Annotated in this window: 21 protein-coding genes; 12 read left to right on the top strand and 9 right to left on the bottom strand. The window is 63.2% G+C overall.

The genetic code is table 11. From position 1 onward, the window contains the following. Positions 1-44 precede the first annotated feature (44 nt). Both HAHE_RS18025 and HAHE_RS18020 read left to right on the top strand, forming a co-directional pair. Positions 45-956: a metal ABC transporter permease gene (locus HAHE_RS18025; RefSeq protein ID WP_338686396.1), complete on the top strand. Its 912-nt coding sequence runs from the start codon at positions 45-47 to the stop codon at positions 954-956. Next, on the top strand, positions 953-1732 hold the full coding sequence (locus HAHE_RS18020) for a hypothetical protein (RefSeq protein WP_338686395.1): 780 nt from the start codon (positions 953-955) through the stop codon (positions 1730-1732). The genes HAHE_RS18025 and HAHE_RS18020 overlap by 4 nt, the downstream gene beginning before the upstream one ends. Before the next feature lie 6 nt (positions 1733-1738). Here the strand turns inward: HAHE_RS18020 and HAHE_RS18015 are convergent, their stop codons facing one another. Together HAHE_RS18015 and pssA are read right to left on the bottom strand one after the other, a co-directional pair. Continuing rightward, entirely contained in the window at positions 1739-2341 is a 603-nt protein-coding gene (locus HAHE_RS18015) for an N-acetylmuramoyl-L-alanine amidase (protein WP_338686394.1), read from the bottom strand. Positions 2342-2396: 55 nt separating this feature from the next. Then, positions 2397-3278, bottom strand: coding sequence for a CDP-diacylglycerol--serine O-phosphatidyltransferase (gene pssA / locus HAHE_RS18010; RefSeq protein ID WP_338686393.1), 882 nt, complete (start codon positions 3276-3278; stop codon positions 2397-2399). Between the two features lie 72 nt (positions 3279-3350). Here pssA and HAHE_RS18005 point away from each other — a divergent pair, with 72 nt between their 5' ends. Next, on the top strand, positions 3351-3899 hold the full coding sequence (locus HAHE_RS18005; RefSeq protein WP_338686392.1) for a rhodanese-like domain-containing protein: 549 nt from the start codon (positions 3351-3353) through the stop codon (positions 3897-3899). Positions 3900-3911: 12 nt separating this feature from the next. Here the strand turns inward: HAHE_RS18005 and HAHE_RS18000 are convergent, their stop codons facing one another. Beyond that, positions 3912-5378 (bottom strand): hypothetical protein, encoded by a 1467-nt coding sequence (locus HAHE_RS18000; RefSeq protein WP_338686391.1) that lies wholly within the window; start codon positions 5376-5378, stop codon positions 3912-3914. A gap of 99 nt (positions 5379-5477) precedes the next feature. On the opposite strand from HAHE_RS18000, the gene HAHE_RS17995 reads away from it, so the two are divergent. Further along, complete coding sequence (locus HAHE_RS17995; RefSeq protein WP_338686390.1) at positions 5478-6404, top strand: sugar phosphate isomerase/epimerase family protein; 927 nt, start codon at positions 5478-5480, stop codon at positions 6402-6404. A gap of 1 nt (position 6405) precedes the next feature. Continuing rightward, the gene (locus tag HAHE_RS17990; RefSeq protein ID WP_338686389.1) at positions 6406-6633 is read left to right on the top strand and encodes a DUF2905 domain-containing protein; all 228 of its coding nucleotides are present in this window, start codon (positions 6406-6408) and stop codon (positions 6631-6633) included. Positions 6634-6651: 18 nt separating this feature from the next. Here the strand turns inward: HAHE_RS17990 and HAHE_RS17985 are convergent, their stop codons facing one another. Next, complete coding sequence (locus HAHE_RS17985; RefSeq protein WP_338686388.1) at positions 6652-6975, bottom strand: hypothetical protein; 324 nt, start codon at positions 6973-6975, stop codon at positions 6652-6654. 85 nt (positions 6976-7060) lie between these two features. On the opposite strand from HAHE_RS17985, the gene HAHE_RS17980 reads away from it, so the two are divergent. The 4 genes from HAHE_RS17980 to HAHE_RS17965 all read left to right on the top strand — a co-directional run bounded on the left by HAHE_RS17980 (position 7061) and on the right by HAHE_RS17965 (position 13418). After that, positions 7061-7849, top strand: a complete 789-nt coding sequence (locus tag HAHE_RS17980; RefSeq protein WP_338686386.1) for an ABC transporter permease — start codon at positions 7061-7063, stop codon at positions 7847-7849. A 120-nt stretch (positions 7850-7969) separates the two neighbouring features. Next, positions 7970-8125 carry a PEP-CTERM sorting domain-containing protein gene (locus tag HAHE_RS17975; protein ID WP_338686385.1) on the top strand — a complete coding sequence of 52 codons (156 nt, stop codon included), beginning with the start codon at positions 7970-7972 and terminating at the stop codon, positions 8123-8125. A 157-nt stretch (positions 8126-8282) separates the two neighbouring features. Next, positions 8283-11579 carry a hypothetical protein gene (locus HAHE_RS17970; RefSeq protein ID WP_338686384.1) on the top strand — a complete coding sequence of 1099 codons (3297 nt, stop codon included), beginning with the start codon at positions 8283-8285 and terminating at the stop codon, positions 11577-11579. A gap of 204 nt (positions 11580-11783) precedes the next feature. Further along, the gene (locus tag HAHE_RS17965; RefSeq protein WP_338686383.1) at positions 11784-13418 is read left to right on the top strand and encodes a hypothetical protein; all 1635 of its coding nucleotides are present in this window, start codon (positions 11784-11786) and stop codon (positions 13416-13418) included. A 12-nt stretch (positions 13419-13430) separates the two neighbouring features. Here the strand turns inward: HAHE_RS17965 and HAHE_RS17960 are convergent, their stop codons facing one another. Continuing rightward, entirely contained in the window at positions 13431-14015 is a 585-nt protein-coding gene (locus tag HAHE_RS17960; RefSeq protein WP_338686382.1) for an HNH endonuclease, read from the bottom strand. Positions 14016-14215: 200 nt separating this feature from the next. Between HAHE_RS17960 and HAHE_RS17955 the strand changes: the two genes are divergently transcribed. Continuing rightward, entirely contained in the window at positions 14216-15352 is a 1137-nt protein-coding gene (locus HAHE_RS17955; RefSeq protein WP_343218220.1) for a hypothetical protein, read from the top strand. Between the two features lie 18 nt (positions 15353-15370). On the opposite strand, the gene phoU is transcribed toward HAHE_RS17955, so the two are convergent. The 4 genes from phoU to HAHE_RS17935 all read right to left on the bottom strand — a co-directional run bounded on the left by phoU (position 15371) and on the right by HAHE_RS17935 (position 18577). Beyond that, the gene (gene phoU / locus HAHE_RS17950; RefSeq protein WP_338686379.1) at positions 15371-16081 is read right to left on the bottom strand and encodes a phosphate signaling complex protein PhoU; all 711 of its coding nucleotides are present in this window, start codon (positions 16079-16081) and stop codon (positions 15371-15373) included. After that, a complete protein-coding gene (locus HAHE_RS17945) occupies positions 16078-16881 on the bottom strand; it encodes an ATP-binding cassette domain-containing protein (protein ID WP_338686377.1) in 804 nt (267 codons plus the stop codon). Before HAHE_RS17945 ends, phoU begins: the two co-directional genes overlap by 4 nt. Beyond that, positions 16878-17519 (bottom strand): ABC transporter permease, encoded by a 642-nt coding sequence (locus HAHE_RS17940; RefSeq protein ID WP_338686376.1) that lies wholly within the window; start codon positions 17517-17519, stop codon positions 16878-16880. The genes HAHE_RS17945 and HAHE_RS17940 overlap by 4 nt, the downstream gene beginning before the upstream one ends. A gap of 104 nt (positions 17520-17623) precedes the next feature. After that, the gene (locus HAHE_RS17935; protein WP_338686374.1) at positions 17624-18577 is read right to left on the bottom strand and encodes a hypothetical protein; all 954 of its coding nucleotides are present in this window, start codon (positions 18575-18577) and stop codon (positions 17624-17626) included. 127 nt (positions 18578-18704) lie between these two features. Between HAHE_RS17935 and HAHE_RS17930 the strand changes: the two genes are divergently transcribed. Together HAHE_RS17930 and HAHE_RS17925 are read left to right on the top strand one after the other, a co-directional pair. Then, complete coding sequence (locus HAHE_RS17930) at positions 18705-19970, top strand: hypothetical protein (protein ID WP_338686372.1); 1266 nt, start codon at positions 18705-18707, stop codon at positions 19968-19970. An 86-nt stretch (positions 19971-20056) separates the two neighbouring features. Next, entirely contained in the window at positions 20057-20983 is a 927-nt protein-coding gene (locus HAHE_RS17925) for an SgcJ/EcaC family oxidoreductase (RefSeq protein ID WP_338686370.1), read from the top strand. The last annotated feature ends 14 nt before the right edge of the window (positions 20984-20997 follow it).

Here is a 20997-nt window from a genome sequence, read left to right as displayed (position 1 = left end):
ACGCTCCACGCTCCACGCTCCACGCTCCACGCTCCACGCTCCCCATGAACTGGAACTTCACCGACACCTGGATCGTCGTCACCGGCGTGCTGTGCGCCGTCGCGTGCGCGCTTCCGGGGTGCTTTCTGGTGCTGAGGAAGATGAGCATGATGGGCGATGCGATCAGCCATGCCGTGCTGCCCGGCCTCGCCATCGCTTTCCTATTCACCGGTTCCCGCGCGAGCCTGCCGATGTTTGTCGGTGCGGCCGTCACGGGAGTGCTGACCGCCCTATTCACACAGTGGGTCAACCGCTTCGCCAATGTCGACCGGGGCGCGGCGATGGGCGTGGTGTTCACCACCCTGTTCGCGATCGGGTTGGTGCTGATTGTCCGCGCCGCCGACCATGTCGATCTCGACCCCGGCTGCGTTCTCTACGGGGCGATCGAAACCAGCGCACCGATCGTGCCGTCCGAAGTGCCGCGCGCCGCGATCATCAACGGCATCGTTCTGCTCCTGAACCTTGGCGTGATCACACTGCTCTACAAGGAGCTGCGGCTGAGTTCGTTCGACCCTTCCCTCTCCGACACACTCGGCTTCTCGTCGTCGCTGCTCCACTACCTGCTGATGACCATCGTCGCCGTCACCACCGTGGCGGCATTCGAGTCGGTCGGCAGCATCATCGTGATCGCGATGCTGATCGTCCCCGCGGCCACCGCCCAGCTCCTGACCCACCGGCTGCTCCCGATGCTAGTCATCGCCTCGGCGGTCGGCGCGGCATCCGCGGTGCTGGGCCACATCGGCGCCCTCACTCTTCCCTCGCTGGTCGGGTTCACCGACACGACGACCTCCGGCATGATGGCATTTGCCGCAGGCGTCCTGTTCACGCTGGCGTGGCTGTTTGCCCCCCATAACGGGATTGTCACGCGACTGCTGCGGAAGCCCGAACCCCGACCGACCGATCTTCCGACCTCATGACTGCCCCCAGATTGCTTGCCGCCACGCTCGCTGCATTTCTCGCTCTTCCCCTTGGCGCCCAAGAGCCGGAGATCGCGCGGCACCACCACGCCTCTCCGATTCACCGGCATCACGAACACCCGATGCCGGAAAATTCCGGTCCCTCATTCTCCGTCACCCTCGGCTACGACAGCCGCTACGCCTCCGAAGGCCGGGATAGCCTGGATGGCGACGGCCTGCTCACCTCGGCGTTCGAGGCGACTTGGAACGACTTTCTCTTCGGCGTTTGGTACGGGGAGAGCCCGTCAAATGCCTACAATGAACTCCAACTCGGACTGGAATACGGGATCGAGATCGGCCCTCTCGAAGTTCATGCGAGCTACACCCACCTGCGCTTCCCGCACGACGGCGAACTCGATCACGAACTCAGCGCCGGAGTCTTCATCGACTCCATCCCCGGTGGGTTCCAACTCGGACTCGATGGCACCTATTCGTTCGATGCCAATGGCACGTTCTACGAATTAAGCCTCACCCGTCCGTTCGAGCCGATCGAGTGTCTCACCTTTGAGCCCGGTGTCGTCTTCGGAGCGAACGACGGCTACGTCGCCGACGGACACCACGGCGCGAACCACATCGCACTCTCGCTGGCCGCACTGATTTCCATCACCGACAACATCGAGCTCTCGACCTACGCGAGCTACAACTTCGCGCTCGATTCGAACCCGATCATCCACGGCGATGACGCCCTGCTGAAGGACTTCTTCTACGCCGGCGCGGGAATCACGCTCTCGTTCTGAGCTGCCTCAACGGCAGGCCATCAGCCCGTCGTAAATCGCTCGCGCGGCGGTTTGCTGGTACCACACCGTCGAGCAACGGCGGCGCTCGCTCGAGTTGCTGATGAAGCCGCACTCCACCAGAACCGCCGGACAGCGCGTTTTCACCAGCACGGTGAAACCATGCCGCCGGATGCCACGATTGCGCACCTGGCAGCGGGCCGGAAGACGGCGCTGGATGGCCCCGGCAATCATCCTGCCGGTGGTTCCCCAGTAGTAGGTCTCGGCACCTTTGATCGCCGTGTTGGTCGAGGCGTTGAAATGGATGCTCACGAATACCGCGCTGCGATAGCGGTTGGCGATCGCGGCACGACTCGAGAGAGAAACGAACACGTCGCTGCGGCGGGTCATCACAGTGCGGATGCCGCGCTTCTTGAGCAGCGCCTCCAGCTGGTTCGCGACCTTGAGGTTCAGCGTCGACTCACGCACTCCTCCCCAATAGGCCCCCTTGTCCTTGCCGCCATGGCCCGGATCAATGATCACGGTCGAAAATCTCGCGGCACTCGCCACGCCCGCAAGCACGACCAGTGAGGCGAGGGCAGCCAGAACCCTCGAGAAAAGCGTGTGTCCCATCACGGCCTGCAGCCTAGATGATTAAGCTTTCTTGATCAAAAACTTTTTAAAACTTTTACCCCTCGCTCTCCTTGGCAGCCTCGGGTTCGTCCGATCCGTTCTCGTCGGGCTCCTCGATTTCCTGCCTCACCCGTTTCGAGAGGAACGGCCGGACGATGAGTCCGTAGAGCACGTAGGCACTGAACAGCACGGCCGGCATCAGGTAGTAAAAGCGGATCGTGACCATCACCACCACCGCCGCGATCACGATCACGACCGGCGTGCCACGGGTTTTCCAACCGACTTTTTTGAAGCTCGGGTAGCGGACATCGCTGATCATCAGGATCGACAGCGCCAGCATCATCGCGGCGAGCACGTAGATCCAGACACCGAGATTGCGGTCGGTCTTGTTGAAGAAGATGACCAGGAAGGTCAGCGACGAGATGAAGCCGGCGGCCATCGGGATCGGGATACCACGGAAGTCGGAATCGGAGTCGGCCGTTTTGGGCATCGCGGCCAGACAGTTGAAGCGCGCGAGCCGGATCGCCCCGCACAGGACATAGAGACAAGCGAGCACCCACCCGACCGCGGGAATCCCAAGCGCCTTCTCGAGAGGAAAGAGCACCGCTTTGGCCATCAGGAGCGACGGCGCCATGCCGAAGGAGATCACGTCTGCCAGCGAGTCGAACTCGCGCCCGAAAGGCGACTCCTTTCCGCCGAGCCGCGCGAGACGGCCATCGAGAAGATCGAACAGGCACGACGCGAAGATCAGCAGGATCGCGCGCTCGTAGAACGGCTGCGCCAATTCAAATTCGTAAGCGCCCTTTTGCGGAGTCGCGACGAGGATGCCTTGGAAAATGGAAAGCACCGCGAAGAACCCGCACACGAGGTTGCCGGCCGTCATCAGGTTCGGCAGCAGGTAGATCTTCGGTTCGTCTGGCGATTTCGGGTGGAGCATCCGGCCGCACTCTGGCCCAGCATTCCCGGCTGAAACAGTGGAAAATCGCGAGGACCCGGCCTAGCCTCCGCCATGGCGACGGACGAACTCAGTGTCGACTCCCCGATGGGCGAGATCCTCGATGCCCTGCCGGGAGCCCGGCGGGCACTCTTCTCACGCTACCATCTGGGCGGCTGCCAGAGCTGCGGATTCCCGCCTGAGGAGACCTTGGCCAGCCTTGCCAAGCGCGCCGGCGATCACGATCCGGAAGCGATGCTTTCCCACCTGCTGGCGGCCCATGAACACGACAAGGGCATGCTCGTTTCTCCGGCCGAGGCGAAGGCGATGCTGGAATCCGAATCCCCGCCGCTGCTGGTCGACACCCGCACCCGCGAGGAGCACGAGGCGGTCTCGCTGCCGGACTCCACTTTCATGACCGAGGAGGTCCAGCAGCGATTGTTCGCCGGCGATCCCGGCCAGTCGATCCTGCTCTATGATCACAGCGGCCGACATGTGCTCGACCACTGCTCGTGGTTCCAAGGCCACGGCCTCAAGAACACGCGCGGCATCGATGGCGGCATCGATGCCTGGTCGCGCGAAGTCGACCCGGAAGTCCGTCGCTACCGGATCGAAATCGACTGACCGTGTGCAGGCTCAGGCTTTCGCCGAGAGCTTCACGACCCGCTCCTCACCCTTCTTCATTGAGAACTTCTTGAGGAAGACGAAGTCGTCCGCAGCAACCCCTTCCATTCCCTCCGGAAGCTCGATGCTGGGAGCGGACTGCATCCGCTTCGGCAAACAGCGAAGGTACTGGCCCTCGAAGTCCGCACGCGCGGTCAAGTGAAGCTCCATCCCGCTCTCGGTTTTCCTCCACTCATGCTCCAGCGCGTGCGGCAAACGATCGGGATCAAAGCGCGCGTCCCAAGCGGGATCGCCCCAGAATGCCAGCACGTCACGGTCGTGGATCAACCCCACGGTATCCTTCTCGATCTTCACACCCGATGCCTGGAGTTTGCCCAGCGCTTGGTTGAAGGCCCGGTCCGTGCGCATGCATGATTCGATGTCGTCGGCATCGAAGTCGACCTCGAGCGCGGCCGGGAAACGCGTCCGCGTCTCCTCGATGACCCGCGCGTCGTTCAGGAAGAACGCTTCATTCAACGAGAGGCTGCCGCGCGAGTCCTGCCAAAGCCGGAGCGTACCCCAACCGGCGCGTCCGAACCACGTCGGCACCACGTAGCCGACGAACTGTCGGAACCCGCCGGAGCTCATCGCGCTCACGACCATCGACTCGTCGGTTCCGCGTGCGTCGCCGATCAGACAGTTGCCGGCCGCGACCCATACCTTGGGCTCATCGCTATCGGCCAATACGGGGAGCTTCTTGCTGTCGAGCCACTCGCCCAGCTTGGCCGGATCACCGGTAAACATCGCGCCACCGAGGAAGCGGGCGAACTCGTTCTTCAGGCTTTTCCCGAGAACATGGAACTTCCCGCCGTGGCTGGCGATCAACCCGAGCCCGAACGGCATCTCGAGGTTGAACTGCGTCGCATGCGAGCTGGTGACCAGCAACTGGGGACGATCCTCGTTCCATGCCTTCTCGAACATCCCGACCGTGCCATCGGGCTCGGTCTCCGCGTCCCACTGCCCCTTCACCGGTTTGGCTCCGGCCTCCTTGATGGTGTAGCCGCCCTTCCCGCCATCGCTCAGGGTCAGGCCGGACTCGACCAGTCCGAGATTGATCCCGGTGGTCGTCAGCGCCCTGTCGATCACGAGCGGCTCCCGGGTCTTCACGACCCGCAACGCGTCGTCCGGAGTCGCGCCGGTGATGAGCCCCCAGCGGACGTCCGCATACGGGTCGTCATCCACCTCCCGCGACACCCGGTTGAGCGCCCGGACGAACTTGCCGTCGAACGTGGAAGCCGGACCGACGACCGCAAGATAGCGGGGCCGCTCGGCCTCGAGGATATCCCCCAGACTCTCCGCCTTGCCGTCGAAGCGTTCGAGCTTCGCTTCGTGGACTTCCGCCAAGGCCTTGCCCACTCCGAGCCACTCAGCGGACACCTCCTTCGGCACCGCCACCAGGTATTCCGCCGCCTGGGCCATGCCGGCGGCTCCGATCAACATCAATGCGATTCTTTGCATGCCCGATCAGCGGCTCTGACACCGTTCCTTGTGCAGCATTCCTTGCTTTCGCCACGCATTCCTGTGAATCCTTGCGCCACCGTGAAAAGACGAGGATTTCTCCAATGCGCCGCGCTGTCGGCGGCTCCGCTTGGCTCCGCAACCGCGCAAAGCAGCGACCCTGCGCCCCCGAAGGCGCGACCCAACCCGATCGGCGTCTCGTCGTATTCGTTTTGGGGTTTCCGGCGCGATGAACTCCGCGACCTGACCGTCTGCCTCGACCACGCCGCGCGAATGGGATTCGAAGGACTGGAGATCCTCCAACGCCAACTCACATCGGTCGAGAACTCGGACCTGCAGAAGATCAAACGCCACGCGTTTTTGAACGGCCTCGATCTGATGGGCTATTCGACGCACCAGGGCTTCCTCTCGCCTGACAAGGAGAAGCGGCAGAAGAACATCGACCACACCATCGACTGCATCGAGCAGGCCTACGCGCTCGGCATTCCGACGATGCGGGTCAACTCCGGCACTTGGGGTACTTCGAAGGACTTCGACGAACTGATGGAGCGTCGCGGAGTCGAACCACCGATCGAAGGCTACACCGAGGAAGATGCCTACGGCTGGGTGATCGACGCCTATGAGAAGATCGTGCCGGTCGCAGAGAAGTGCGGCGTCGTGCTCGGGCTCGAGAACCACTGGGGACTCGGCGTCACCCCTGAAGGCATCCTGCGCGTGACCCGGGCGGTCGACTCCCCCTGGCTCAAGGTCACCCTCGATACCGGCAATTTCCTCGAAGACCCCTACGACCGGCTGAAGCAACTCGCCGGTGAGGCGGTGTTGCTGCAGGCGAAGACCTACGTCGGTGGTGGCGTGTGGTACACGCTCGACCTCGATTACCCGCGGATCGCCGGCATTCTCCGCGACGCGGGATTCGGTGGCTACGTTTCACTCGAGTTCGAAGGCAAGGAGGACCCGCTGACCGCGATTCCGAAGAGCCTGAAGATGCTGCGCGAAGCTTTTGCCTGACATGTCCGCCCTCGGCAAAGCGCTGGTCGTGTTCGGCGTCGTCGCGGTCGTCATCGGACTGGCGCTGTGGTTTGGCGGCCGCTGGTTCGGCTGGCTTGGAAAACTGCCGGGCGACATCCGGATCGAGGGCGACAAAGGCGGGTTCTACTTTCCCGTCGTGACCTGCATCGTGATCAGCGTGGTCGCCACGATTGTCCTCTCGCTGATCCGGCGCTTCTTCGGCAACTGAAACCCGAACCGCCTTCCGTCAGAGCCAGCTCAGTCCGGCGAAAAGTGCCCACGCGAAACCACCCAGCAGCAGGATCGCGACGACCCACCAGTACCATTGGATCGGCACCCTGCGGTGAGGCGCGTTGCCGAATTCCCTATTCACGAATTCGTCGTAGTCGAAGTCCTCGTCGGGAAGATCGAGACCGTCGTAGCTCGAGTCCTGTTCCCACGACTTCCGCTCCTGCCGCACCTTCGCCTTCCGGCGTTTCCGCTTCGGTGGCTTGGAGCAGTTCGGACATCCCTTTCGGCCCACGCGCAGCTCCGCGCCACAGCCGGGACAGATCCAGAGGTCCTCGCTCATCGCGGACAGAGTGACGACTTTCGCATCGCGATTCCAGCAGCATCCTCGACTCGCCACACGGGATCCGGCCGATTAGCTTGCGGGTGTGTTCGCGCGGATCGGCAACCAGACTCTGGGCTTCCTCTCCTACCTCGGGGAGTTGGGGCAGCTGATCGCGCAGATCGCCGAGTCGATCAAGAACGGCAAACTCCGGGGCACGCTGATCCTCCGGCAGATTGCGGAAATCGGTTACCGGTCCCAGCCGGTGGTGATCATGACCGGTGCCTTCACCGGTGCCGTGCTCGCCGCGCAGGCGCTGTTCCAGTTCAGCCCTCTCGGGATGGAGAGCGGTGCCGGAGCGTTGGTCAGCGTGGCGATGCTGCGCGAGCTCGGCCCATCGATCACCGCCCTGATGCTGGCGGGGCGGGTCGGTGCGTCCATGGCCGCGGAAATCGGCACCATGAAGGTGACCGAGCAGATTGACGCGCTGCGCTCGATGGGGGTTCACCCGATCGACTATCTGGTGACGCCGCGGATGATCGCGATGTTCATCGCGATGCCGCTCCTCATCGCCGAGTCGGCCGCGTTCGGAATCGGGGCGTCGTTGGTCGTCGGCACCGGCCCGTTCGGCGTCAATGCGGCCTACTGGATGGACCAGGTCCACCACTACACCGACCTCTCCGACATCCTGATCGCGCTGATCAAGGGCGTCGTGTTCGGATTCCTGATCGTCACGGTCTCCTGCCACCAGGGCCTGACCGTGACGAATGGCGCTGTGGGGGTGGGTCAGGGAACGACCCGTGCCATGGTCTTCTCCGCGCTCGCCCTGCTGGTCTTCAATTTCTTCCTGACCTTGCTCCTCAACATGGTCTTTCCGGCGGGCTTCGGCGGTTGAGGCCGTCGGGAGCACGCAGAAATCGCCTTGACCCGCTTGGCGGAAAATCGCCATAATCCCCTGTTTTTCTTGCAGGTTATGCGGCTAGCCACCCCCATCCCCCGGAGATTCCCCCCGTCCTTGCTTCTCGCGGCCTCGGTCGCGATGTCGGGGCTGGCCGCGGCCACACCCGAGGTGGAGCCGGAGGCGGTGATCCAAGCCATCCCGGAGCCTGCCACCGCCTTCCTCGGCGTGCTGGGGTTGTGCCTGATCCTCTTCCGACGGTTCCGCTCCTGAAGCCGCCGGAGACGCGTCTACGACTCCGGTCTTCCCCCCGACCGGAGTCGTGGCCGACCGTCCGCAACTTTTTGCGGTTTCCGGTTTTCTGCAGCTGACATCCGCCCGTGCCGGAGGAAGATTTCCGCCGTCCCGGCTTCCGGGGTGTCACACGCCGATGAGCGTCCTCCGCCTCTTTTCGATCCTGGTTCTTGTTTCGGGTGTTTCGGCGGAAGCTTTTCCCCCGACGTCTCTTGAATTCCTGCCATTGGAGGACCTGCCCGGCGGTTCGGTGAGTGCCCAAGTTTCGGGTATCTCCTCCGACGGCACCGCAATGTGCGGGCAAAGCTCATCGACAAGCGGATCCGAGGCGACCCGATGGCTGCTTCCATTCAGTGTCGAGGGTCTCGGAGACCTTCCCAACAGCCCGTTCCTGTCGAACGCCGCCGACATCTCCGGTGATGGATCCCGGACTTGTGGCAGCGTGGTGCTCGGCGTCGGCGTGGTCCGTGCCTCAAGGTGGGTCGAAGGTCAGGGCCACACCCAACTCGGCACCCTCAACACGAGCGGTTACCAGAACTCGGATGCCCGCGGAATTTCCGATGACGGCAGCAAGGTGGTGGGCATCAGCACCAGTCCGAACGGCCTGCGGGCCTTCCTTTGGACCGCCTCCGGACCGGCCAGCGGATCGATGCAGAGCCTCGGTGTGCTCACACCCAGCCCGTCTCAGACCGGCGACAGCGTCAGCGTGGTCTCTCAGGCCGACGACATCTCCGCGGACGGCAGCACTGTGGTCGGATCGAGCACCTACACGGTCTTCCGGAACACACCCGATCCGGATCCGAACGACGGCTTCACTCCTCCGCCGACTCCCATTGAGCAAGGCAGCATGGCGTTCCGCTGGACCGCATCAGGCGGCATGGTGGGTCTGGGTGACCTGCCCGGTGGTGCGCTTTCTTCCCAAGCCTTCGGAGTCTCGGACGACGGTCGCGTGATTGTCGGATCCGGCGAGTCGGCAGCAGGCGGCGAAGGTGTCGTGTGGACCGACGGCACACCGGCCGGAGTCGGAGACATTCCCGGCGGAGCCACCTACTGCCGGCTGCTCGCCGTGAACGGAGCTGGAACCGTGGCGGTCGGCGAAGGGACCGACGACACAGGCAAGGTCGCCGTCATCTGGGACGCATCGAACGGATTGCGGAAGCTTTCGGCCGTGCTCGCGAATGCCGGACTCGAGCTCTCTGGGTGGTCGCTCACCGGAGCCACCGCCATTTCCCGGGATGGCGACGTGATCGCCGGCAACTCCATCAATCCCAGCGGTCACAACGAGGGGTGGGTGGTCTCCGGCATCAACCACATCCTGAGCGGAGGCACTCCGGAGGAAGTAAGCTATCCGGTGCCGGTCACCGCGTCGCTCCGGGTGGCCAGTGGATTGTCCGCAAACAACGCCACCGCCCATGTCACTGCCCGAAGTGATGGATATGAGCGGTCATTTCCGGTCAGCATGTCTCAGGGAACGGGAAGCCGCGTGCTCTACCTGCCCCACGGCGCGAGCTACGGGCTCACGGCGGAATTCGGCAAACTCGACGGCGGCGCACCCCAAACCGTGGTCCTCGGACCCGCAACCACGGTGTCCTTCGTACTTGATGGAGACAGCGACGGCGACGGACTGCTGGACAGCGAGGAAGTCGCGCTAGGCACCGATTTCAACCACCGCGACACCGACAGGGACGGCCTCAGCGACTTCGATGAGGTCAGGACCCACGGCACCGACCCGAAACGCGCCGACACCGACGGCGACCGGGTGAACGACTCCGCTGAAATCGGTGCGGGAACGGATCCGCTCAACCCAGCCGACAAACCCGTCGCGATCACCGTCTCGGTCAGCCTTGCGAAAGGAGTGATCCAACCCGGCCCGGATGCGACCATCCATGTCGGCACCCAGTCGGGCACCGTCACGCTGAACAAGCGGAAGGGCAACCTCACATTCTACGCCCGCTCCAATACCACCCAGCAGATCCACGCGGAAATGGATCCGCTGACTTCGGGAACTCCCGTGGTTCTCGCGCTCTCCACCCGCAATGCCAAACTCGGGCTGACGCTCGACTTCGACACGGATGGGGACGGACTCATCGACAGCAAGGAGGCCAAGGCGAGAAGTGACAGGAACGACCGAGACTCTGACGACGACGGAATCCCGGACGGAGAGGAAGTGATCCTCTACAAGACCAGCCCCACGCGTGCCGACACCGACGGCGACGGTTTCACCGATCCCCAGGAAATCGCGATGGGCAGCAGCCCGACGAGTGGCAAGTCGAAGCCCGATGCGTTCATCGAGCGCAGGGTCGAAATGGATCTCGGAATCGTCTACACCGACCTTTCCGGTCTCTACCACGACGACCCTGTGGACACCGCCGGATTTGCCTACTGGCTTAGCAGTATCGCCGGCAGTCCGAGGGCTGCAGGTGAGTTATGGATGCGCCAGTCGCTCGATGGAAAGACCCTGCAGTGGCTGATCCGTGGCGACGGACCCGATCTGGATGTCACCAAGGTCATGAAGCCGCCGAAATTCTCGAAACCGGTGACCATGACCGGCGAGGTTGTCGAACCTCACGCCGCCGGCGAGTCGTTCGGATTTGAACAGAGCTTCGGCTATTCGGTCAGCGCCAAGGGGCGCCCGTCGCTCAACTTCATCCTGGCCGGTCCCGGGTTTTCGCAACCCGTGGCGACCGGACAGCCCGGTGAGTGGGTGGATCTCGCGGACCCGACCGGTGACATGCCGTGGCGCCTGACCGGTGCGTTGGTCGATCCGACACTGACCGGCACGCGGCCCGGCCTGCTTTCCGGGACGGTCGATCTCGCCGGAGAGATCGCGGTTCCCGATGGCAGCGGCTCGTTCGTGGTGGAGCGTGAGCTCACAACGAACCTCGAACTCGTGTTCATCAACGGAGCCGGCATCCACCAAACGCTGGCCGTCGACACCGCCACCTTTGCGAAGTGGATCAGCACGATCGCCGGCAGCCCTCGTGATGCCGGGCAACTATGGATGCAGTACTCGGGTGACGGCACCACGCTCAAGTGGTGGATTCGAGGCGACGGCCCGGATCTCGATGTCAGTCGGGTGATGCGCCCGCTTTCCTCCAAGAAGGCGTCTCCATTCGATTTCGAGGTCGTCGAACCCCACGCTCCCGGGGACAGCTTCTCATCGAGCCAGATCTTCGGCTACCGGGCAGCCCGCAAAGGCGGCCCGACTCTCGGTTTCACCTTCTCTGGAAAAAGCGGGTTTTCGATGCTGGAGCTTCCGCAATTCCATCTGGCTCTGAACGTCGCTGAGGCCACCGGAGAACGTCCCTACGAGTTCTTCGGCATGCTCGTCGATCCCGCCCTCACCGGCTCCATGCCCGGGATTCTTTACGGAACCGTGAGTTTGGCCGCGGAGGAAGCGGTGATCCTCGGCGACAGGTTCCAGCGGCCCTGACCCCCTGAAATCAGCCCAAGAAGTTCAGATTCGGGGAGGAATCGGCCAATCCGCGTGCATTCGTGGATCCACGCTTGATCGAATTATCGCCTGACAGGCCCGTTTTCCGCTGGCACGGTTTCGCCGAACGTTGTGCCTTCACTGCCCGTCGCGATGCCCCAATTGACCCGGAAACCGATCCGATGCTGCGCCGTAGTCCTCGGCATGGCCAGCCCCTGCCTCCACGCAGCCGGCCCCGACTTGCCCGAATTCGTGGAATTGCCGGATCTCGGGGGCGGAGAGGTGTTGAGCCGTGCTTGGGGCGTATCGGCTGACGGTCTGATGGTCTGCGGCCAAAGCGATTCGGCCAGCGGCACGGAAGCTGCCCGGTGGACGCTTCCCGGCACGGGACTGGGCCTCGGTGACCTGCCGAACAGTCCGTTCCAGTCCAACGCGGCCGACATCTCGGGTGATGGGACCAAAGCCTGCGGCACGGTGGTGCTGGGTGTCGGAACCGTGCGGGCTTCCCGCTGGATCGAAGGCACCGGCCAAACGCAGCTCGGCACCCTCAACACTTCAGGCTACCGGAACTCCGACGCCCGCGGAATCTCGGACGATGGCCAGAAGGTCGTCGGCACCAGCACCAGCAACAACGGCTTCCGCGGTTTTATCTGGACCGCCACCGGTGCCACCAGCGGCACGATGCAAAGCGTCGGGGTGCTGACACCCACGCCCACCCAGGTCGGTGACAGCTACGGGATCATTTCCCAAGCCGACGACATCTCGGCAGATGGCCAGACCGTCATCGGAACAAGCACTTTTACGATCTTCCAAAGCGTTCCGGATCCCGATCCTACCGACAACTACGTCCCGCCTCCGGTAATCGTCGAGCAGGGCAGCGAAGCGTTCCAGTGGACTTCCGCCAGCGGCATCAGCGGGCTCGGTGACCTCCCCGGAGGTGCGCTCTCTTCCCAAGCACTCGGCATTTCCGACGACTCGCAGGTGATCGTCGGAAACGGTGAATCAGCCGACGGGCTCGAAGGCGTGGTCTGGACAGCAGGCGTCCCGATGTCGGTCGGCGACCTGCCGGGTGGCGACACCTACTGCAAGCTTCTCGCCGTCAGCGGCGACGGCACATTCGCGGTTGGGGAGAGCAGCGACGACACCGGCACCGTCGCGGTGATCTGGGACGCCGCGAATGGTCTGCGGAAACTCTCGACAGTGCTCGAAGGTCTCGGCGTCAGTCTGACCGGCTGGACGCTCACCAGCGCGGTCGGTGTTTCGAGCAATGGCGATGTGGTCGCGGGCAACGGCATCAATCCCTCCGGTGAGCAGGCGGCCTGGGCCATTTCGGGAGCCTCGATTCTGACCGAGGTGATCGTCCCAATCCCCGACGACCTCGTCGACAGCATACGCATCACGCGGGGCAAGGCGGCCCAATTCACCGCCGAAACCGGCCGTCAGTACCAGCTTCTCTACTCGACCAACCTCGGCGACTGGTTCCCGTCGGGCGATCCGCACTCCAGCGCGAATGCCGGATCGAGCTACACCCACGCCCTGCCCTTCGAACCCGGTCTGGACACGGCCTTCTACCTGCTCGGCCCGAACTCGAACCCGCAGGATGCCGACACCCCGATCACGATCATCAACGGCACCCTGCTCCACTTCACCTCGGAGCCGGACTACCTCTACCAGTGCGAGTATTCCGACAACCTGGTCGACTGGTTCCCGATGGGTCCGCCACTCGACACCGGCCTCGACAGCGGCCCGGTCGAACGGGTGATCATCGATAACTCCGCCGGTCCCTTGCATCCGGCACGCTGCTACCGATTCGACGTCGGACTAAGCGAACTCCCCTGACCCGCCCCAACATCAGGCCGACATCCGGACCGCCGTGCGGTCGGGCTCGAGGAAATGGCGCCAGCTGTCGTCCGGCGAACCGTTGTATCCGCGTAGCCCGAAGATCGGCCGCCACTTAGGAGTCACCGGCTTCTTTAAGGGATGCATGTTCGCCTCCTTCGGAAGCTTGTTGGCCTTGCGCGTGTTGCAGCGGATGCAGGAAGTGACGATGTTTTCCCAAGTCATCCGCCCGCCCTTGTCGCGCGGCATCACGTGATCGAGATTGAGCTCGGGCTCGGAGAACTCCTTCGCACAGTACTGGCAGGTGAACTGGTCGCGCAGGAAGACGTTGCGGCGCGTGAGCCGGACCTGCAGCCGCGGAAACTTGTCGTAGAGCGACAGCACGATGATTCGCGGCACGCCGAGGACGATGCTCACCGAGTGGACGAGTTCCTTGACCGCTCCGGATTCCGAGTACTCCGCCCAGCTCGAAAAGTCATGGGTCCGGAACTTCTCCTCGCCCTCCGTTTGCAGCGCCTGGGCATGCCCGAGACAGAGAAGCTTCAGCGCCCGACGCGCCGAGCAGGTTTGCACCGGCTGCCAGAAACGGTTCAGCACCAAAACTGAACGATTAAGAGAAACTTCCATTCTCCATATCAATAATTGCAGCGCAGACTACCGACAAAGCGTCTCGGTTCAATCCGAAAGATGCTCTGAAGCGACAGTTCGGTGACGATAACGTCACGCGTCGCACACGGTCCCGCCTTGCCGACGCTTCACCGGCATCCGTTGCTCTCCCGCGCATGGACACCCTCTGGATGATTCTCGCCTTCGCGCTCGCCGCCTACGCCATTGTGGCGAACGACTCGATCCAAACCCTAGGCACCTTTCTCAGCTCCAACGCAAAGCGACCGTGGTGGATCCTCTGGATCTGGATCTCCGGAATCATGATCGTCACGGTCACCTGGGGCTGGATGATCAACGCGGGAGACCCCGCTTTCGGACGGCTCAACTCACCGGGCAAAGAGGTGCCGTTCCCCCATTCCTACGGCGGATACTTCACGTGGCTCTTCGTCCTCCCCCCACTCGCGCTCGTGCTGCTGACCCGCGCCGGTATTCCGGTCAGCACCTCGCTGCTGGTCCTGACCGCCTTCAAAGGTCTGGTCGCCGCCCAGCAGGGCAAATCGGCGCAGGGTGCCATCGACCTCTTCGGATCGATGATGCAGAAGTCGCTGGTCGGCTACGCCATCGCCTTTGTCCTGGGCCTCGTCATTTTCTTCCTCGTCACCGGCGCACTCGAGCGCCGGTTTTACAACGAACCGGACGAGGTCAAGGACAAGCCCCACCCAGGCTGGATGGTCTTCCAGTGGCTCTCCACGGGGTTCCTGTGGAGCATGTGGCTGGTTCAGGACCTCGCGAACATTTTCGCCTATCTGCCACGGGAGCTGCACGTCGGCGGCCTCGTGCTTTCCCTCGGCGGGATGGTCGCGCTTCAGGGCTATCTGATCCGACAGAAAGGTGGAAAGATCCAGGCAGTCGTCACCTCCAAGACGAACACCCTCGACGTCCGTTCGGCGACCTTCATCGACCTGCTCTACGGCGTGGTCCTACTGATGTTCAAGGTCGACTACATCCCGGCCCTTTTCGAGAAAATGGGGATGGACGTGCCATGGCCGCCGAAGATGCCGATGAGCACGACCTGGGTCTTCCTCGGCCTGCTGGCAGGCCGCGAGATCGGTCTCGCGATGAAGCTCCGTCACCGCGGCAAACCGGTGGTCGCCCGTATCGTGTTCATGGATGCCGGCAAGGCCTTCCTCGGCTCGGTGGTCGCGATCGTGCTGGCCCTCGCCCTCCCGATCTTCGTCACCAAGGTGGTCGCTGACGAACCTGCCGCCGACGCGCCCGCGGAGACGGCAACGGAACAGGAAAGCGACTCTCCCGACGAAGATTCCTGAGCGGTTTGCCGACGGGCTTCAGCCTTGGTTTTCCGGCATCGGTTCCTCGTCGAGGGCGTGGCCGTGGCGAATGTCGCGAGCGGCTTCCATGAACACGGCATCCTCGCCGATGTTCACCGCCAGGTCGCCGATCCTCTCCAAGGACCTCAGGATGAAAATCAGATGGAGGTAGAGCTCGGAATTCCCTTCGGAGCGGCCGAGCGAGTCACTCAGCGAATTGGTGCAGCGCTTGTAGGCGCGGTCGAGCTCCTTGTCGCGCTCGCTGAGTGAGGCACCCAGTTCGACATTTCCATCCGCATAGGAAGCGACGGCATCGGCGAGGATCGACGAAGCCATCGAGTAGAGAAGGTCGGCATAGGTGAACTCCGCCACCTCTCCGCAGCGAAGGATCTTCCGCACCCGTTTCGCAATGCCCACCGCGTGGTCGGACACCCGCTCGAGGTTGGTCGAGATCTTCATCGAGGAAATCACCATCCTCAGGTCGGTCGCCACCGGCTTGAAACGGGCGATCGCCTCCATCCCCATCCGGTCGACCCGACGCTCCGCCTCATCCACCTCGTTGTCGTCCGCAATCACCGTCCGGCACAGGTCGAGATCCTGTTCGACCAACGCCCGGATGGCCCGGTCGATGTTGTGCTTGGCCATGTCCGCCATGGAGAAGACCTCGGAGCGCAGCGCCTGCAGCGCCGAGTCGAAGTCTCCGAGGTAGTGCGATGCTTGGGAATTCATGATTCAACAGATGCGACCGCAGGCCGGCCGCTGAGATAGGCTTCGGTCCGACGGTCTTTCGGACTGGCGAGCATTTGGGAAGTTGTACCCGATTCGACGAGTTCGCCACCGATCAAAAGGTGCATCCTCGAACAGACCGCGGCCGCCCGCTCGGTGTGCTGGGTCGCGAGAACAACGGTGTGGCGCCCGGCGAGCGAGGCGATGAGCTGCTCCATCCGACTCGATTCGAACGGATCGAGTCCGTCGAAAGGCTCGTCGAGCAAGAGGGCCGCGGGACGTAGCGCGAGCGCACGGGCGACGCACAAGAAGCGGCGTTGCCCATGGCCGAGAGCCAGCGCGGGCTTGCCGGCGGGAACGTCACCCAACCCGCAGCGCTCAAGCGTTTCGCTCACCCGCTGACGCAGCTCGGCGCGGTTCTTGCATTGCTCCCGCAAAGCCGCGGCGACGTTGTCGAAGACCGAAAAGGAAAACGGTGCGCCTGCGGAGGGGATCATCACGACCCGGCTTCGCAGTCGGCGCAGATCCGACCTGGTGCGCACGATGTCGAGGCCGCCGATCCGGACATCGCCCGACCTGCGGGTGACGACACCGGTGAAGTGTTCAAGACCGACAATCGCACGAAGCAGGCTCGTCTTTCCGGATCCGGTCGGTCCCAGCAGACCCGTCACCGCGCCAGGTTCGAAAGCAAGGGTCGCGGAACGGATCACCTCATGGCTGCCAACCCGCAGCCGGAAATCGATGAACTCGATTCCGGGCAGCTGGCCTTCCGACCAGTTCTCAACCTGTTCCGCTTCTGTCATGACGACGCCCTTTCCAAGGCCTTGGACTTTCTCCTGCCCACTCCCAGCAACCAAGAACCCAAAAGTGTCACAACCGAGACAACCGCGACGACCTGCCACCACTCGGAAACCGGCGGCGCCTTCTGCGTCTGGCGCAGCTCGTATACCAGCCAGCCAACCGTCAGGGCCCGGGCCACTCCGACCACCACCGCTCCCGTCAAGGCCGGACCCACGACTGGATATCCGACGACCCACAAGGTCCTGAGGCGCGACAAACCCAACGCAAGCGCCGATTCGAGAATGCCGACCGGCAGCTCGGACAAGGCACGGGCCGAAATCCGCCAGATCACCGGCGTGCCCGCGACCATGGCCACCATGCCCCACATGGCGGGCGACTCATTCACTCCCCGGGAAACCAGAAACAAACCCAACAGCACCGAGGTGAGCAGCGTCGGCAATCGACCGATCGACCCGATCAGCGAATCGAACCATCTCTCGGGCACCATTCCCGCCCGCGCGCCAATGACACTTCCCAGCAGGGAGACAGGCACCGCGATCAGCGCGCCCAACCCGACACCCGAACACACCTCGGCGATGCTGGAACCACCGGCATTCGTTCCAGCCTCGGCGATAAGGTGCGGCCAGAAAACGAATCTCATCAGGGCAAGGCGCGAGATCGTCTCCGGACGCGACCCAGACGCAAAACGGTGAATGTGACGGTGTCGTCACACGGCTACGTGCATCTGCGTAGTCGCAGACACGATTACGCAACCGCCGGATCCTTCGGTGCCGTCCGGGCCTTGCGCCAGCCGATGAAGAACAACATCGCCAGTGGCAACCCGTAGTCGCCCCACCGCTCGATCCACTCGAAGATGTTGAGAAGACCTTTCCCCGTCACGGTGTCGGCCGGCACGTAGAGAAACTCGGTGAAGAGCTTCCATACCAGAACCAGCCAAACGATCGGGCGCAGCGGCAGAAGGAACACGAGGAAGCCAAGTGCGAGTTCCGCCCAGCCGATCGCGACGATGGTCGAGACATCGGCATCGACACCCACGGCCTGCCAATGGTCGATCAGCATCTGCTTCTTCACGCCGAAGCCGAACCCGGCATGCCCCACCATCAGGGCACCCACACAAAAGCGGGACAGCCACCATATGGTGTTCGCCTTCGCGGCGGTCATCGCCGGCTCGACATAGGCGCCCAGCCAATCCTTGCGACTCATCACGAAGCCGCCGGCCATCAGCAGCAGTAGAAATGGCGGGCCCCAGTTGCCTGCCCGTTCCCAGAACTCCCAAGTCTGCATCTTAGGCACATGCATGGAGTCGGTTGCCAGTGAGACCACCCACTCGCCATCAACCTGCTCCTTCTTCAGATTTCCCGCGAGCGGCCGGAGGATCGCCGTCCACAAACCCCACAGAAACATCCACATCACCACGATCCGACGCGGCTTCCACAGCAGCACAAGCGCCATCAGGACGTCGAACGCTCCGATCAGCGGTTGGAGCTTCCAGGCAATCCCGGGCTCGATGCCTTGGGATTGGAAAAACGGAAGCCACCCGGACTTGGTGATCACCCCCCAAGCCCCGTGCCCGATGAAGCAAAGGGCGGCAGTCACCCGGAAGGTCCAGTGGAACTGGGCCTGCAGCGTTTCAAGACGGCCGTCGTGCGGTTTGAAGATTCCGGACCAGTTGAAAGTCGAAGCGCTGGGCAAGCTCATGAAAATGATCGCGCCCATACCGCTCCGAAGATCCGGAAATTTCATGAGTGCCGCAGTTTGCCGGTTTTGGTTCGGGACCGGGCATCATCACTTGACGGCGCTGGAGCAAGCGACGGACGCTCGACGCATGAGAATCCCTGTTCGCATCCTCGGCATTGGCTTCACGGTCATGCTGGCATTCCACGCCGCCCAAGCGGGTGAGCTTGGAGCGAAGACTCCGGTTTCCCAACCTCCTTCCCCTTCCGGTGGCGACTGGTGCAAGTCGCTCGTGGACTTTCCGAAGCTCTACAAGAACGACGAGAATCCCTACCTTCAGGAGCTGAATCTCTACCTCGTCTATCACCACCAGTACACCTACATCGACGGCAAGGACCGCAACGGACGGCACTTCAACGATGTCTATGACGAGAACCGCCGTTTCTGGTGGGGGTTCAACGGGCGCTTCCTCGACTACTTCAAGTTCAAGTTCGCCTCGAACGCCTCGCGCGACCTCGGTCCTGCCGGAGGCAGATGGCAACTCGGACACGAGAACTTCCGCAGCGCCTACGTGAGCTTCGACGCCGGGCGGGCGTTCGGCATCGAGGCCGTCGACAGCCTCGAGTTCGGCTACGGCCGCCGCTCGATCCGGATGACCGATCAATGGCAGCGCTCCGCCACGCACATCAATACGATCGAGCGGGCCGACTTCTCCAACAAGATGTGGCCGAACGATGAAGACGGCTCGAACCCTCTCGCCGCGTGGCTGAAATTCACGAAAGGCCTCTCCACCGTGGATATCGCTGTGGTGTCCACCGACGAGTCGGGATACATGCCGAGTTGGAATGCAGGCACCATGCTCTTCGTTTCGTGGGAGGGTGACTTCGCGGGAATGACCCCTTTCGACATGAACGATCTCTGGTTCTCCTTCTTCTACCAGGATGCCGACATTCCCGAAGACCGTCTCGCGGGCGGCATTGAGTGGGCACTCGCGGGCGTCTCGCGGATCGGCCGGGGCCCGTGGGCCGTCCACACGTCGCTCGGCATCGGTGACAATGGCGACCAGACCAATCCGCGCCGCGAAGGCATGTTCTGGGGCGGCTACGTCATGCCGATGTACTGGATCGTCGATGGCAAACTGAAGCTGGTCCTCCGCTACCAGTATCAGGGGGCCGAGGAACCGGACGGCATCCGCCTCAACGGCCGCTACGCTCGCGTCGCCGAGCAGCGTCTCGGCCTTGCCCTGAATGGCGGCCGCGGCGACGAGCACCACAACCTCTACGCCGGCCTGAACTGGTATCTCTGCGGCGAGAACGTGAAGCTCATGACCGGAGTCCAGTACGACCGCCTCGAGTCGGACGGACAGCGGATTTACAGCGGCTGGACCACCAGTGTGGCGGCACGCTTCTTCTTCTGAGCGGAATCGGCAAGCCCGGCATTCCGACCGGACAGACACGAAAAACTGCTTTCTCTCGCAGAAGGAATGGGCCATCAATGTGGTCTATGTCTGCGAATGTAATTCGGACCCTCTCGGTCATCGCCTTTTTGCCGTGGACGGCACTCCATGCACAGGACGATGACCCGAACGCCGCCAAACTGGAAAAACTCGAGGCGTCGGCGGTCTCGTTCGTCGATGCCTACAACAAGGGCGACGCTGCGGCGCTGGCCAAGCTGTTCCTTCCCGACGGCGAGATCACGCTGGCCGACGGCGGCGTGGTTTCGGGCCGCGATGAGATCGAGGAGTTTTACGCCGAGATCTTCTCCCCGGAAGAGACGCCGCAAGCCGCGCTCGAGGCGGGCTCGGTGCGCTTCGTCACGCCGGCCATCGCGATCGAGGAAGGCACCTTCCACGTGACCGCTCCGGATGGCGAAGTCATCTCGCACAACTACACCGCGGTCCAGGTCCAGCAGGACGACGGCTCATGGCTGACCGCCAGCGTGCGCGACTCGCTGGAGGACACCGCCCCGCCGAGCGAGAAGATGCTCGGGCTCGAGTGGATCGTCGGCGACTGGAAGATCCAGGCCGGCGGATCGACCACCTGGATCACCTTTGACTGGAGCGACGACGGTCCGTTCATCGACGGCCGAGCGCTGACCGAGGAGGCCGGCGAGGAAAGCACGTCGGCCACTTGGCGCATCGCCTGGGATCCGAAACGAAAGGGCTACACCTCGTGGGGCTTCGACGCCCTCGGCGGCTTCACCAAGTCGGAATGGACCGAGGTCGACGAGGCCAGCTGGATGCTGCGCACCCGTGGCGTCACCGCCGATGGTGAGAGCAACGTTTCCACCCAGACCCTCGTCCTCGATCCCTCCAGCGAACATTTCGCATGGACCACCCGCGACCAACTGCTCGGTGGCGAGGCCCAGCCCGAACGGACCGTCAGGGTCGTCCGCCGCCCGCCGGAACCGAAGTCCGCCGCCACCGAGTGAAACCCCTAACCTCC

Source organism: Haloferula helveola (genome assembly GCF_037076345.1).
In the GTDB taxonomy this organism is placed as follows: domain Bacteria; phylum Verrucomicrobiota; class Verrucomicrobiia; order Verrucomicrobiales; family Akkermansiaceae; genus Haloferula; species Haloferula helveola.
The sequence above is the reverse complement of the archived record's forward strand: the minus strand, read 5'-3'. Positions and strand labels throughout refer to the sequence as shown.

Bases quoted from the DNA above. Each gene is read 5' to 3' on its own strand.
- HAHE_RS18025 (WP_338686396.1), top strand. From the start codon at position 45: ATGAACTGGAACTTCACCGACACCTGGATCGTCGTCACCGGCGTGCTG.
- HAHE_RS18020 (WP_338686395.1), top strand. From the start codon at position 953: ATGACTGCCCCCAGATTGCTTGCCGCCACGCTCGCTGCATTTCTCGCT.
- HAHE_RS18015 (WP_338686394.1), bottom strand. From the start codon at position 2,341: ATGGGACACACGCTTTTCTCGAGGGTTCTGGCTGCCCTCGCCTCACTG.
- pssA (WP_338686393.1), bottom strand. From the start codon at position 3,278: ATGCTCCACCCGAAATCGCCAGACGAACCGAAGATCTACCTGCTGCCG.
- HAHE_RS18005 (WP_338686392.1), top strand. From the start codon at position 3,351: ATGGCGACGGACGAACTCAGTGTCGACTCCCCGATGGGCGAGATCCTC.
- HAHE_RS18000 (WP_338686391.1), bottom strand. From the start codon at position 5,378: ATGTTGATCGGAGCCGCCGGCATGGCCCAGGCGGCGGAATACCTGGTG.
- HAHE_RS17990 (WP_338686389.1), top strand. From the start codon at position 6,406: ATGTCCGCCCTCGGCAAAGCGCTGGTCGTGTTCGGCGTCGTCGCGGTC.
- HAHE_RS17985 (WP_338686388.1), bottom strand. From the start codon at position 6,975: ATGAGCGAGGACCTCTGGATCTGTCCCGGCTGTGGCGCGGAGCTGCGC.
- HAHE_RS17970 (WP_338686384.1), top strand. From the start codon at position 8,283: ATGAGCGTCCTCCGCCTCTTTTCGATCCTGGTTCTTGTTTCGGGTGTT.
- HAHE_RS17965 (WP_338686383.1), top strand. From the start codon at position 11,784: ATGGCCAGCCCCTGCCTCCACGCAGCCGGCCCCGACTTGCCCGAATTC.
- HAHE_RS17955 (WP_343218220.1), top strand. From the start codon at position 14,216: ATGATTCTCGCCTTCGCGCTCGCCGCCTACGCCATTGTGGCGAACGAC.
- phoU (WP_338686379.1), bottom strand. From the start codon at position 16,081: ATGAATTCCCAAGCATCGCACTACCTCGGAGACTTCGACTCGGCGCTG.
- HAHE_RS17945 (WP_338686377.1), bottom strand. From the start codon at position 16,881: ATGACAGAAGCGGAACAGGTTGAGAACTGGTCGGAAGGCCAGCTGCCC.
- HAHE_RS17940 (WP_338686376.1), bottom strand. From the start codon at position 17,519: ATGAGATTCGTTTTCTGGCCGCACCTTATCGCCGAGGCTGGAACGAAT.
- HAHE_RS17935 (WP_338686374.1), bottom strand. From the start codon at position 18,577: ATGAGCTTGCCCAGCGCTTCGACTTTCAACTGGTCCGGAATCTTCAAA.
- HAHE_RS17930 (WP_338686372.1), top strand. From the start codon at position 18,705: ATGAGAATCCCTGTTCGCATCCTCGGCATTGGCTTCACGGTCATGCTG.
- HAHE_RS17925 (WP_338686370.1), top strand. From the start codon at position 20,057: ATGTCTGCGAATGTAATTCGGACCCTCTCGGTCATCGCCTTTTTGCCG.